The organism is Enterobacter sp. Sphag1F (assembly GCF_014193275.1).
GTDB classification, from domain to species: Bacteria; Pseudomonadota; Gammaproteobacteria; order Enterobacterales; family Enterobacteriaceae; genus Pantoea; species Pantoea symbiotica.
In genome coordinates this window covers 277,300-290,173 of sequence record NZ_JACHZD010000003.1, presented here as the reverse complement: position 1 = coordinate 290,173, position 12,874 = coordinate 277,300, and the positions used below count along the sequence as shown (strand labels likewise).

Here is a 12,874-nt window from a genome sequence, read left to right as displayed (position 1 = left end):
TTTGGTCCGCTGTTTCATTTACAAGGATGCCCAAATGCCATTGCAGAGAACCTTGCTTGCCTGTTGTTTATCCATGACTTTTTCCGCCTTCGCCGCGCCCGCCGGAGATTTACCGCTGATGCCGTGGCCACAAAGCGTGGTGCAGCCGAGCGGAGGCGGGGCGTATGCGTTAACGCCGCAGCTCACGTTGCATATCTCGGGCGATCATCTGGAAGGTGCTGAATCGCGCTGGCGCGCGCGCATTGCGCGGCAAACCGGCTGGCCGCTGCTGCCAGCCAGCGCATCCAGCGACCATCCCAGCATTCAGGTGCAAATCGCGCAGGCGGTTGATCCGATCCCGCAGCCGGACAGCGACGAAAGTTATCATCTGCTGGTTAACAGCGACGGCGTGTTACTGAAAGCTAACACTCGCTTTGGTGCGATGCGCGGCATGGAAACCGTGCTGCAGCTGATTGAAAACACCGAAAAAGGCACCGAAATTCCCTACGTCACCATTGACGATAAACCGCGCTTTCCGTGGCGCGGTGTGCTGATTGATTCGGCACGCCACTTCCTGCCGATTGAAACCGTGAAGCGGCAAATCGACGGCATCGCCGCTGCGCGTATGAACGTGTTTCACTGGCACTTAACCGACGATCAAGGTTGGCGTTTTGCCTCCAGCCACTATCCGCAGCTGCAGGAAAAAGCCAGCGACGGCTTGTACTACACGCAGCAGCAGATGCGTGATGTGGTGCACTATGCCACGCAGCGCGGCGTGCGCGTGTTACCGGAAATCGATCTGCCCGGTCATGCCTCAGCGATCGCGGTGGCGATGCCGGAGCTGATGAGCGCGCCGGGCCCGTATCAGATGGAGCGCGGCTGGGGCGTGTTTAAGCCGCTGCTCGATCCCAGCAACGACGCGGTGTTTCGCTTTATCGACACCTTAATGGGCGAAGTAACGGCGATCTTCCCCGATCCCTACATTCACATTGGTGGCGATGAGGTCGATCCAAGCCAGTGGAATGATTCCACGCATATTCAGCAATTTATGCGCGATCACGGCCTGAAGGATACGCATGCGCTGCAAGCCTGGTTTAACCAGCGCGTTGAGAAAATCCTCGAAGCGCATCAGCGCCGCATGATCGGTTGGGATGAGGTTTACCATCCTGATCTGCCAAAAAGCATTCTGATTCAATCGTGGCAAGGACAGGATGCGTTGGGCACCGTGGCGAAAAACGACTTCCGCGGCATTCTCTCCACCGGTTTCTATCTCGATCAGCCGCAAACCGCCGCCTATCACTATCGCAATGAACCCTGGCCGCAAGGGCTTAACGGCGCGGATCAGGTGCAAGCCGGTGAGCAGACGCAGAGCTGGCAATTCACCATGCCGCGTCTTAAAGGCAGCGCGCTAAAAGGCAGCTTTACGCTGATTGAGGGGAAAAACGGCTGGCGCGGCTTTATCGATTTCAGCGGCAAAGCACGTCGCATGGTCAGCGATATCCGCTGGCTGTCGCCAACGCAGCTGACCTTCAGCGTCGATACGTGGATGGGGCCGTTCCAGCCGATGGTGACGCTGACGCAAGACAAGCTGACCGGTTATATGCTGGTGGGCAACGTACGTTATCCCACGGAAGGCAGCAAGCTGGCGCAAGTGCCAACCGGCATTGCGCCATCATTGCCGACGCCGGAGCAGATGCAAAACAACCTGATTGGCGGCGAAGCGGCGCTGTGGGCGGAGAACGTCGATAGCCGGGTGATTGATACGCGCCTGTGGCCGCGCGCTTTTGTGGTGGCTGAGCGGTTATGGTCGGCAAAGGATGTCACCGACAGCGATAACATGTATCAACGCCTGAGCGCGGTGGATCTCTGGGGCACCATTTCAGTCGGTTTGCAGCAGCATCAGCAGGCTGAAGTGCAGATGATGCGACTGGCGAACAGCAGCGACATCACGCCGTTACGTATATTGGCCGAAGTGCTGGAACCGGCGCAGTACTACACGCGCCAGCATCTGAAATTCCAGGCGGGACATTACGACTATTTTGAACCGCTCAATCGTTTGGCGGATGTGTTGCCTGCCGAGAGTAACGCGGTGCGTTTGCTGGATAAGCAGGTTGATCGCTTGATCGCCAATCGCGCCGATCACGCGGCGGCGCATGCCATCCGTCAGCAGCTGCAGCGCTGGCAGAACAACAGCGATGCGGTGATGCCGCTGATTCTGGGTAGCTATCAGCTCAAGCCGCTGCAGCAGCAGGTGCAGCAAGTGACAGAACTGAGCCGGATGGGGCTGGATTTGGTCAACGCGCTGGAGCGTAATCAGGCGTATGGCGCAGGCGAAGTGGCGCAGATGCATACGCAACTGGATGCGGCAGCGCAGGTGCAGGATGAAACGGTGCTGGCGCTAGTGCGGCCGCTGGAGAAGTTACTGCGATCGTTTAAATAACAGAGGTCGCCATTAATGGCGACCTTACGAAAAGCGTAGGGTGCGCATTTATGCGCACCGCGATCAATCAACGACGAACCGCAATCGCCTCAATCTCAATCTTCACATCTTTCGGCAGACGCGCCACTTCCACGCAAGAACGCGCTGGGAAGCTGGCGTTGTGCTCGGTGAAGAACGCTTCGTAAGTTGCGTTCACCGTGGCGAAGTCATTCAGATCCTTCACAAACACGGTGGTTTTCACGATATCGCCCACTTTCAGGCCTGCGGCTTCGACAATCGCCTTCACATTTTCCAGTGACTGACGTGCCTGTGCAGAAACATCATCGGCAACAGCGCCGGTAGCCGGATCAACCGGGATCTGGCCTGAAGTGATGATCATACTGCCGAGATCCACGCCCTGCACGTAGGGGCCAATCGCTGCGGGTGCGTTTGAAGTACTGATTTCGCGAGACATTGTTTCTCCTTGAAAGTGCGCGGCCGACCGATGTCCGCCGCGAAATGAATCGTCCCATTATAGGGACGACGCAGGCGATTACCAGTGACCGAGCACCACGTGGCGCGCGAACTCTTTCTCGCAATATTTGCACTTCAGATGTACATCATCTTCGCGCTTTTTCACCGCAAAGCTGGTGAACACCGGCTCGTTGCGGCTGATGCAGTTGCTGTTCGGGCAAGTCAGCACGCGGTCAATACGATCCGGCAAGGTTGGGGCGATCTTCGCCACCACTTCGTATTCGTCAATGCGGTTCACCGTGGCGAGCGGCGCATACACCGCCAGCTGATTGATCTGATCGTCGGTCAGGAAGGTGTTTTCGATCTTGATCAGATCTTTGCGGCCCATCTCGCCCGACGGCAAGTTGAGGCCAATGGTGATGCGCTGATCGGTTTCGGTCAGACGAAACAGCGACAGTAACTTAAAGCCGACCTGCGCCGGGATATGGTCAATCACCGTGCCGCGTTTGATGGCTTCAACCTGCAATTTATTATCGTGTGTCATCGTTTTGCTCCTTACAATGCCAGTTCGCGATTCAGTACCAGCGCCAGCAGTGCCTGGCGAGCGAAGATGCCATTTCCAGCCTGCTGGAAATACCAGGCGTGCGGCGTGCTATCCACGTCGGTGGTGATCTCGTCGATACGCGGCAGCGGATGCAGTACTTTCATGTTGTCGCGAGCACCGGCTAAATCGGCGGCGCGCAGGATGAACTGTGCTTTAACGTTGGCGTATTCCGACGGATCGAGGCGCTCTTTCTGCACGCGCGTCATATACAGAATGTCGAGTTCTGGCATCACTTCTTCGATGGTGTCGTGGCGCGACCAGGCAATGTTCTGCTCATCCAGCATATCGGTGATATACGACGGCATCGCCAGCGCATCCGGCGCGATAAAGAAGAAGCGGTTGCCATCAAACTTCGCCAGCGCCTGCGTCAGTGAATGCACGGTGCGGCCATATTTCAGGTCGCCGACCATCGCCACATTCAGGTTATCGAGGCGATTTTGCGTTTCGCGAATGGTAAAGAGATCGAGCAGCGTTTGCGTCGGATGCTGGTTAGCACCATCACCGGCATTCAGAATCGGAATGCCGCCGGAGAATTCCGTCGCCAGACGCGCCGCGCCTTCCTGCGGATGACGCATCACGATGGCATCGACGTAAGTACCAATCACCGAAATGGTATCGGCGAGGGTTTCTCCTTTCTTGCCGAGCGAGGTATTGCTGCCGTCGGCGAAGCCCACCACCGACGCGCCGAGACGATGCATCGCGGTTTCAAACGACAAGCGCGTGCGCGTTGAAGCTTCAAAGAAGCAGCTGGCGATCACGTTGTGTTTCAGCAGCTCCGGCTGGGGATTGGCTTTCAACTGGGCGGCGGTATGCAGCACCAGCTCCAGCTCGTCGCGGTTGAGATCGTTGATGGAAATAATGTGCTTGCGATATAGCGGGTTGGCCATAGCGTTCTCCTCTGCGCTGCCGGATTGCGGACAAAAAAAAGCCCCTGCTTAAGGGGCTTTTTTTACGATCGATTGATGACGGAAAGAAACAGATGCGCCGCCCGCTGTCAGGCGTCGTTGAGCGTCAAATTGTGCGCTGCGCTGTTGCATGTTTCCTCCGGCAAATTGGGCCGCATTATACGCATTCACTGATTTGCATCAAGCAAATATCGCGCACGAGGTAAACGTTTGCGGCGCGACCAATCATAGCTTGCCGAGTGTCGCCACCATCACCGCTTTAATGGTGTGCATGCGGTTTTCAGCCTGATCGAACACGATGCTGTGCGCAGATTCAAACACCTCATTACTCACTTCCATGCCATCCTGCAAACCGTACTGCTCGGCCATTTGCCGGCCCAGCGTGGTTTTGTCGTCATGAAAGGCAGGCAAGCAGTGCAGGAACTTCACCTGCGGATTGCCGGTCAGTGCCAGCATCGCGCTGTTCACCTGATAAGGACGCAGCAGAGCGATGCGATCTTCCCACACCGATTTGGCTTCGCCCATCGACACCCACACATCAGTGTAGATGAAGTCGGCACCTTGCACGCCTTCGGCGATATCTTCGGTCAGGGTGATTTTGCCACCGGTTTGCTGCGCGGCCACGCGGCATTGCTCGACCAGTTCCGCTTCCGGCCAGCAGCCTTTTGGTGCCACCAGACGCAGATCCAGGCCGACCAGCGCAGCGGCTTCCAGCATGCTGTTACCCATGTTGTTACGCGCATCGCCAACGTAAACCAGCGTCATTTCATTCAGCGCTTTACCCGGCAAATGTTCCTGCATCGTCAGCAGATCGGCCAGCAGTTGCGTGGGGTGGAATTCGGTGGTCAGGCCATTCCATACCGGCACGCCAGCGAATTCCGCTAAGGTTTCCACCAGTTCCTGGCCGTAACCGCGATATTGAATACCGTCATACATGCGTCCCAGCACGCGCGCGGTGTCTTTCATTGACTCTTTATGGCCGATTTGGCTGCCACTTGGGCCGAGATAGGTAACGTTAGCGCCCTGATCGTAAGCGGCAACTTCGAAAGAGCATCGGGTACGAGTCGAGTCTTTTTCGAAGATGAGCGCGATGTTTTTGCCTTTCAGGTACTGCGTTTCGCTGGCATTTTTCTTTGCGTGTTTTAATTCACCTGCCAGACTCAGCAGAGAATCGATTTCGGCTGGGGTGAAATCCAGCAATCTCAGGAAATGTCTTTGATGTAGCTGACTCATACAGCGCTCCGGGTGCCCACATTAAAATGAATTAAAATTCAATCTAACCGTATGAATATGCATTTTCAACCCCGGCGTTAAGAAACTTGTTGTTTTGTGTAGTGGCGCGCGAGGCAGTGTGGGAAAATAATTGTATTCAGCCGAATATTTGAGGACACACCCATGGCATATGAAGCATTGCTGGAAGAACAGCGCGAAGAGACGCGACTGATCATTGAAGAGTTGCTGGAAGACGGCAGCGATCCAGATGCGCTTTACACTATCGAACATCATCTCTCCTGCAACAACTTTGACTCGCTGGAGAAGGTCGCGGTTGATGCCTTCAAACTGGGCTACGAAGTCAGCGAGCCAGAAGAGCTGGAGCTGGAAGACGGCACCACCGTGATGTGTGTGGATATCCTGAGCGAAGGCGCGTTGAAGCCTGAGTTGATTGATGCGCAGGTTGAGCAGTTGGTGAATCTGGCGGGCAGCTACAACGTCGATTACGACGGTTGGGGCACCTACTTTGAAGATCCTGATGCCGAAGATGAAGACGACGATGGCGAGTTCATCGACGACGAAGAAGACAACGGTGTGCGTCACTAAGCATTAATGGGCGGCGCTCGCCGCCCTGAAACCTCTCCCCGTAAGACAAAGACTGCCCATGAATTACGCTCCTCTATTAGAACCGATCTATCAATTCCTGCATTGCCGCACGCCACAAGCGTGGATTGATGAAGCGCGCAAGCCGGAAAATCTGACGTTGCTGCTCACCGATCACATGGTTTGCGAATTGAAAGCCGCGCAAACTGCGGTGTTTATCATCCGTAAATACGTGGCGGATAAGCCGAGTGGTGATGCCATTCTGGCGTGGCTCAAGCCGTATGAAGATTTTATCTACCGCGATGAGCAGGACAGTAACTTTATCAATGCCCACAAGAATCTGACCAAAAGCATTATCGTGCGCAACGAACTGCCTTGGGCCGACGATCTGGTGGAGATGATGGTGCTGCTGGTGAAAGAGGAATTGCATCACTTCTATCAGGTGTGGGAGATCATGCAGTCGCGCGGTTTGCCGTATCGCAAAATCACCGCCAGCCGCTATGCCAAAGGGCTGATTCGCGAAATTCGCACTTACGAGCCGGAAGCGCTGGTGGATAAGCTGATTTGCGGGGCGTACATCGAAGCGCGTTCCTGCGAGCGTTTCGCCAGCCTGGCGCCGTATCTGGATGAGCAGCTGGAGAAGTTCTATATCTCGCTGCTGCGCTCGGAAGCGCGTCACTATCAGGATTACCTGAAGCTGGCACAGCAGATTTCGCCGAAGGACATTGCGCCGCGCGTAAAGGTGTTTGGTGTGACAGAAGCGCGCTTAATCAGCGAACCGGATGGCGAGCTACGCTTTCATAGTGGGGTGCCGGCAGTTTGGTGCGCATGAATGCGCACCCTACAAAAAACCGGCTACTAAACCGTAGGGTCGCCATTCATGGCGACCTCAATCATCACAACACCTTCAACATCCGCACTTCGCAATCCACATGCCCGGTACAACCCATCGCGTTATCAATCAGCTCAAACCCCAACGACTCATACAGCTTAATCGCACGCGTCAAACTGCCGGTGGTTTCCAGATAGCAGCGCTGAAAACCCTGCTGACGGGCAAATTCCATTGCGCGCAGCGCCAGATCGCGCGCCAGGCCTAAACCGCGCACCTGCGGCAGGAAATACATCTTCTGCAGCTCGCAGATATCCGGCGCGCTACACGCCAGCGGAGCAACGCCGCCGCCGCCCACCACCACACCATCATGTTCCACAATCCAGTAGGCGCTATTGGCTTCGCTGTAGAGTTCGAACAGGCGATCGAGATGGGGATCGGACACGGTGTAGCCTTTGTCCGCCGTCAGGCCAAATTCAGCTGACACATCACGGATCACCTGCGCGATCAGCGAGTTATCGGCAGCGGTAATGGGGCGCACCTTTAAATTGATGGAGGCGTCGGTGGTCATCATTATCTTCCGGTAAAAAAAAGCCGGGCAGTGCCCGGCTTCGATTAAGCAGTTGGACTGAAGCGCTTACAATGCCGCAATAACGCCCTGCTGTTCAAACAGTTTTGCTTTTGATTGCTCAAGCTCAGCCACGCGCTCACGCTCTTTCGCGACAACCGCTTCCGGCGCACGTGACACAAAGCCTTCGTTCGCCAGTTTGGTCTGGATCTTCTCGATTTCGACATCAAGTTTCACCAGCTCTTTCGCCAGACGCTCCAGCTCGGCTTCTTTGTTGACCAGATCCGCCATCGGGATCAGCAACTCAGCGCCTTCAACAATCTTGGTGACCGAAACCGGGCCTTTCTCGCCCGCAGGCAGAATGGTCAGGCTTTCCAGACGCGCCAGACGCGACAGGAAGGTGCGGTTCTCTTCTACGCGACGCTGAGCGGCGGCAGAGCAGTCACGCAGCAGCACGTCGAGCGGCTTGCTTGGTGCGATGTTCATCTCAGCACGGATATTACGCACCGCGACGATCGCCTGCTTCATCCACTCGATATCGGCCTGCGCCTCGGCATCCTCTTTCGCCGCTTCATACTGCGGGAACGGCTGCAGCATGATGGTATCGTGGTCGATGTTTTTCAGGCCTTTCACACGCTGCCAGATGGTTTCGGTGATGTAAGGAATGATTGGATGCGCCAGACGCAGCAGCGCTTCCAGCACGGTGACCAGCGTATTACGCGTACCGCGCAGTTCCGCTTCGCTACCGCTGGTCATCACCGGCTTGGTCAGTTCCAGATACCAGTCACAGAACTGGTTCCAGGTGAAGTCGTACAGAATGTTGGCCGCGATATCAAAGCGATAGCTATCCAGCGCTTCACGGTAGGCTTTCACGCTGCGGTTGAATTCGCTCAGAATCCAGCGATCCGCCAGCGACAGCTTCATTTCGCCGCCGTTTTGGCCGCAATCCTGCTCTTCAGTATTCATCAGCACGAAGCGGCTGGCGTTCCACAGCTTGTTACAGAAGTTGCGGTAACCTTCGAGGCGCTTCATATCCCAGTTGATATCACGACCGGTAGACGCCAGCGCGGCGAGGGTAAAGCGCAGCGCATCGGTACCTGAAGGCACGATGCCGTCCGGGAATTGCTTCTCGGTACGTTTGCGGATCTTCTCAGCCAGCTGCGGCTGCATCATGTTGCCGGTACGCTTCTCCAGCAGATCTTCCAGCGAAATACCGTCAATCATATCCAGTGGATCGATGACGTTGCCTTTCGACTTGGACATCTTCTGGCCTTCTTCATCACGGATCAAACCTGTCATGTAGACGGTTTTAAACGGCACCTGCGGTTTGCCGTTTTCATCTTTGATGAAGTGCATGGTCAGCATGATCATGCGCGCAATCCAGAAGAAGATGATGTCGAAGCCGCTCACCAACACGCTGGTTGGATGGAAGGTACGCAGCGCTTCGGTGTTCTCTGGCCAGCCCAGTGTCGAGAAGGTCCACAGACCGGACGAGAACCAGGTATCCAGCACGTCGTCGTCCTGGCGCAGTGCCACGTCGGCGGCCAGATTGTTCTCCTGACGCACTTCGTCTTCGGTGCGGCCAACGTAGACGTTGCCGTCGTTGTCGTACCATGCTGGGATGCGATGTCCCCACCACAGCTGACGTGAAATACACCAATCCTGAATGTCGCGCATCCATGAGAAGTACATGTTTTCGTACTGCTTCGGCACGAACTGGATGTCGCCGTTTTCTACCGCTTCCACCGCGACTTTCGCCAGCGGTGCGGTGCGCACATACCATTGGTCGGTCAGCATTGGCTCGATGACCACGCCGCCGCGATCGCCGTAAGGCACGGTCAGGTCGTGTGGTTTGATCTCTTCCAGCAGGCCGATCTCATCAACGGCAGCAACAATCGCTTTACGCGCGGCGAAACGCTCCATCTTCTGGAACTGTGCCGGGATATCGTCGGCGCATTCGTCGCTGACTTCACCATTGGTGTCGAACACTTCCGCGCGCTCGCGGATGTCGCCATCAAAGGTCAGAATGTTGATCATCGGCAGCTTATGACGACGACCCACTTCGTAGTCGTTGAAGTCATGCGCAGGCGTGATCTTCACGCAGCCGGTGCCTTTTTCCATGTCAGCGTGTTCATCGCCAACGATCGGAATGCGACGGTTCACCAGCGGCAGGATCAGCTCTTTGCCGATGAGATCTTTGTAGCGTGGATCTTCCGGGTTAACTGCCACTCCGGTATCGCCCAGCAGGGTTTCCGGACGCGTGGTCGCCACCACCAGATAATCTTTGCCTTCCGCGGTTTTCACGCCATCAGCCAGCGGATAGCGGATGTGCCACATCGAGCCTTTGCTCTCGCGGTTTTCCACTTCCAGATCGGAGATGGCGGTACGCAGTTTTGGATCCCAGTTCACCAGGCGCTTGCCACGGTAAATCAGGTTCTCTTTGTACAGGCGGACAAACACTTCGCGCACCGCGTTGGACAGACCTTCATCCATGGTGAAACGCTCGCGCTCCCAGTCAACCGAGTTGCCGAGACGACGCATCTGGCGCGTAATGGTGCCGCCGGATTCCGCTTTCCACTGCCAGATTTTGTCGATGAACGCATCGCGGCCATAATCCTGGCGCGTTTTGCCCTCTTCAGCGGCGATTTTGCGTTCTACCACCATCTGCGTGGCGATACCGGCGTGATCGGTACCGGCCTGCCACAAGGTATTTTTACCCTGCATGCGCTGGTAGCGAATCATGGTATCCATGATGGTCTGCTGGAAAGCGTGACCCATATGCAAGCTGCCGGTGACGTTCGGCGGCGGGATCATGATGCAAAAGCTTTCCTGGCTGGTATCGCCATTCGGTTTAAAGTAGCCCTGCTGTTCCCAGTGCTCGTAGAGCGGCTGCTCGATATCTTGCGGGTTATATGTCTTTTCCATTTCTACACTGTCGTTTGCGGCGAGGGTGGCGTCGCCGTATTCAATTGGAAACCAACGCTGCGATAGGCTTTGTAGCGATCGCGCGCCAGTTGTTTTAGGGATTCTTCATAAGGAACGAAGTCTATCACTTCATGGAAACCAGTAGCAAAATCTGCGAACTGCGGCAGAAGGCTGATCAGCAGATCGCGCGGTGAACTGCCACGACGCTGTGGCCAGGCCAGCTCAACCGGTGCGCCGTAGCGCGGGCCTTCTCCAGCGAGGTTATGCGGCACAAAGGCGTTGGCCGGGAGCTGCCAGAGCGCTTCATCCAGCCGATTGGCTTGTTCTTCGTTTTCGCAGGCAATCAGGATGCGTTTGCCGTCACGCCAGCGTGTTTCAGCAAGAGAGCACACCAATGCTTCGATGGCGGTTAGGCCGTCGCTGGCGCTCTCAGACTCCATCACATAGAAAGTGGCGTTTTTCATGGCGGACTCATTTCCATAAATGACAGTGGGGCGCATTGTGCGTCATCGGGTTTCGTGCGTCCAACAATAAGGTCGCCATAAATGGCGACCCTACGGAGTAAGGTGCGCATTCATGCGCACCGTTTCAATGACCGCATTGCGACAACTTAATCGTCGCCGTTCAATCCTGCGCGATTCAGCAGGAACTGCGACAGCAGCGGTACCGGACGACCGGTTGCGCCTTTGGCTTTACCGGAACGCCATGCGGTACCGGCGATATCCAGGTGGGCCCAGTTAAACTTACGCGCAAAGCGCGCGAGGAAACAGGCCGCAGTAATCGCACCGCCAGGACGGCCGCCAATGTTCGCCATATCAGCAAAATTGGATTCCAGCTGCTCCTGATACTCATCCGCCATCGGCAGGCGCCAGGCGCGGTCGCCGGACTGCTCAGATGCGCTAATAAGCTCGTGCGCCAGCGGATTGTGGTTCGACATCAAACCGCTGACATGATGACCCAACGCAATCACGCAGGCGCCAGTCAACGTAGCGACGTCAATCACCACTTCTGGCTCGAAGCGTTCAACGTAGGTCAGTGCATCGCACAGTACCAGACGGCCTTCGGCATCGGTATTCAGCACTTCAACGGTTTGGCCCGACATGGTGGTTAACACGTCACCCGGACGCATTGATTTGCCATCTGGCATGTTTTCACAGCCCACCAGCACGCCCACCACGTTCAGCGGCAGATTCAGTTCCGCTACCATGCGCATCACGCCGTACACCGACGCCGCGCCGCACATGTCGTACTTCATCTCATCCATCGCTTCGGCCGGTTTGATCGAGATACCGCCGGAATCGAAGGTTAACCCTTTGCCAACCAGCACAATTGGGCGCGCTTCCGGATCGTTATTGCCTTTGTACTCAATCACCGACATCAGCGATTCATTGTGGGAACCGGCACCGACCGCCAGATAGGCGTTCATCCCCAATTCTTTCATCTGCTGTTCGCCGATGACGCGGGTTGTTACATTTTTGCTGTACGCATCCGCCAGCTGACGCGCCTGCGACGCCAGATACGCGGCGTTACAAATATTTGGCGGCATATTGCTGAGGTCTTTTGCGGCTTTCACACCGGCAGCCACAGCCAAACCGTGCTGAATAGCACGTTCGCCGCTGGTGAGTTCACGGCGGGTCGGCACGTTGAACACCAGCTTACGCAGCGGACGGCGCGGCTCGACTTTGTTACTTTTCAGCTGATCAAAGTTGTAGAGCGCTTCTTTCGAGGTTTCGACTGCCTGACGCACTTTCCAGTAGGTATTGCGACCTTTGACGTGCAGTTCAGTCAGGAAGCACACTGCTTCCATCGAGCCGGTATCATTCAAGGTATTGATTGTCTTCTGAATCACCTGCTTGTACTGGCGCTCATCCAGCTCGCGCTCTTTACCGCAGCCGATCAGCAGGATGCGTTCGGAGAGGATATTTGGCACATGGTGCAGCAGCAGCGTTTGGCCCACTTTTCCTTCCAGTTCACCGCGGCGCAGCAGGGCGCTGATGTAGCCATCGCTGATTTTATCCAGCTGCTCAGCAATGGGTGACAAACGGCGCGGTTCGAAAACGCCAACAACAATGCAGGCGCTACGCTGTTTTTCCGGGCTACCGCTTTTTACACTGAACTCCATGCACTCTCCTGAATCTTAAAGACAACGGCCTAAGCTGTCGTTAGAATGTAGCGCGCTCGTAACTCATTAATTCGTTACGACGCCATGACAATTCAACGCCGGTAGTCATAATGAGTTGTGGTGACAAGTATGTTGTTTTTTCACCACGCTAACGCGTTCGTCATATTATTTTAGCTACGATGACGGCCATTGATGAAGAAAAATGGCTGATAAGCGTTGAAACTAGCGATTTTC

11 protein-coding genes are annotated in these 12,874 nt (G+C 55.7%); 3 read left to right on the top strand and 8 right to left on the bottom strand.

Annotated elements, in window-relative coordinates; genetic code table 11:
* The first annotated feature begins 34 nt into the window (after positions 1–34).
* Complete coding sequence (locus FHW71_RS12110) at positions 35–2,419, top strand: family 20 glycosylhydrolase (RefSeq protein WP_179451908.1); 2,385 nt, start codon at positions 35–37, stop codon at positions 2,417–2,419.
* A gap of 67 nt (positions 2,420–2,486) precedes the next feature.
* Here the strand turns inward: FHW71_RS12110 and ridA are convergent, their stop codons facing one another.
* The 4 genes from ridA to argF form a co-directional block, all read right to left on the bottom strand.
* Complete coding sequence (gene ridA, locus FHW71_RS12105) at positions 2,487–2,873, bottom strand: 2-iminobutanoate/2-iminopropanoate deaminase (RefSeq protein WP_061718232.1); 387 nt, start codon at positions 2,871–2,873, stop codon at positions 2,487–2,489.
* Between the two features lie 78 nt (positions 2,874–2,951).
* Positions 2,952–3,416 carry an aspartate carbamoyltransferase regulatory subunit gene (gene pyrI, locus FHW71_RS12100; RefSeq protein WP_007886734.1) on the bottom strand — a complete coding sequence of 155 codons (465 nt, stop codon included), beginning with the start codon at positions 3,414–3,416 and terminating at the stop codon, positions 2,952–2,954.
* A gap of 11 nt (positions 3,417–3,427) precedes the next feature.
* Entirely contained in the window at positions 3,428–4,363 is a 936-nt protein-coding gene (pyrB, locus tag FHW71_RS12095) for an aspartate carbamoyltransferase (RefSeq protein ID WP_008104258.1), read from the bottom strand.
* Positions 4,364–4,606: 243 nt separating this feature from the next.
* Complete coding sequence (argF, locus tag FHW71_RS12090; protein WP_154154422.1) at positions 4,607–5,614, bottom strand: ornithine carbamoyltransferase; 1,008 nt, start codon at positions 5,612–5,614, stop codon at positions 4,607–4,609.
* Between the two features lie 162 nt (positions 5,615–5,776).
* Between argF and rraB the strand changes: the two genes are divergently transcribed.
* On the top strand, positions 5,777–6,199 hold the full coding sequence (rraB, locus tag FHW71_RS12085) for a ribonuclease E inhibitor RraB (protein ID WP_008104254.1): 423 nt from the start codon (positions 5,777–5,779) through the stop codon (positions 6,197–6,199).
* Positions 6,200–6,257: 58 nt separating this feature from the next.
* Entirely contained in the window at positions 6,258–7,028 is a 771-nt protein-coding gene (gene miaE / locus FHW71_RS12080; RefSeq protein ID WP_179451909.1) for a tRNA isopentenyl-2-thiomethyl-A-37 hydroxylase MiaE, read from the top strand.
* Between the two features lie 64 nt (positions 7,029–7,092).
* Here the strand turns inward: miaE and FHW71_RS12075 are convergent, their stop codons facing one another.
* The 4 genes from FHW71_RS12075 to pepA all read right to left on the bottom strand — a co-directional run bounded on the left by FHW71_RS12075 (position 7,093) and on the right by pepA (position 12,640).
* Positions 7,093–7,596, bottom strand: coding sequence for a GNAT family N-acetyltransferase (locus FHW71_RS12075; RefSeq protein WP_154181801.1), 504 nt, complete (start codon positions 7,594–7,596; stop codon positions 7,093–7,095).
* Positions 7,597–7,662: 66 nt separating this feature from the next.
* A complete protein-coding gene (locus tag FHW71_RS12070; protein ID WP_154154416.1) occupies positions 7,663–10,518 on the bottom strand; it encodes a valine--tRNA ligase in 2,856 nt (951 codons plus the stop codon).
* A 2-nt stretch (positions 10,519–10,520) separates the two neighbouring features.
* On the bottom strand, positions 10,521–10,982 hold the full coding sequence (locus FHW71_RS12065; protein WP_008104246.1) for a DNA polymerase III subunit chi: 462 nt from the start codon (positions 10,980–10,982) through the stop codon (positions 10,521–10,523).
* A 146-nt stretch (positions 10,983–11,128) separates the two neighbouring features.
* Positions 11,129–12,640, bottom strand: a complete 1,512-nt coding sequence (pepA, locus tag FHW71_RS12060) for a leucyl aminopeptidase (protein ID WP_008104244.1) — start codon at positions 12,638–12,640, stop codon at positions 11,129–11,131.
* Positions 12,641–12,874 lie beyond the last annotated feature (234 nt).

What these genes read in the sequence shown, in the direction of transcription:
- FHW71_RS12065 (WP_008104246.1), bottom strand. Translation starts at nt 10,982, where the DNA reads ATGAAAAACGCCACTTTCTATGTGATGGAGTCTGAGAGCGCCAGCGAC.
- rraB (WP_008104254.1), top strand. Translation starts at nt 5,777, where the DNA reads ATGGCATATGAAGCATTGCTGGAAGAACAGCGCGAAGAGACGCGACTG.
- miaE (WP_179451909.1), top strand. Translation starts at nt 6,258, where the DNA reads ATGAATTACGCTCCTCTATTAGAACCGATCTATCAATTCCTGCATTGC.
- FHW71_RS12070 (WP_154154416.1), bottom strand. Translation starts at nt 10,518, where the DNA reads ATGGAAAAGACATATAACCCGCAAGATATCGAGCAGCCGCTCTACGAG.
- FHW71_RS12110 (WP_179451908.1), top strand. Translation starts at nt 35, where the DNA reads ATGCCATTGCAGAGAACCTTGCTTGCCTGTTGTTTATCCATGACTTTT.
- ridA (WP_061718232.1), bottom strand. Translation starts at nt 2,873, where the DNA reads ATGTCTCGCGAAATCAGTACTTCAAACGCACCCGCAGCGATTGGCCCC.
- FHW71_RS12075 (WP_154181801.1), bottom strand. Translation starts at nt 7,596, where the DNA reads ATGACCACCGACGCCTCCATCAATTTAAAGGTGCGCCCCATTACCGCT.
- pyrI (WP_007886734.1), bottom strand. Translation starts at nt 3,416, where the DNA reads ATGACACACGATAATAAATTGCAGGTTGAAGCCATCAAACGCGGCACG.
- argF (WP_154154422.1), bottom strand. Translation starts at nt 5,614, where the DNA reads ATGAGTCAGCTACATCAAAGACATTTCCTGAGATTGCTGGATTTCACC.
- pyrB (WP_008104258.1), bottom strand. Translation starts at nt 4,363, where the DNA reads ATGGCCAACCCGCTATATCGCAAGCACATTATTTCCATCAACGATCTC.
- pepA (WP_008104244.1), bottom strand. Translation starts at nt 12,640, where the DNA reads ATGGAGTTCAGTGTAAAAAGCGGTAGCCCGGAAAAACAGCGTAGCGCC.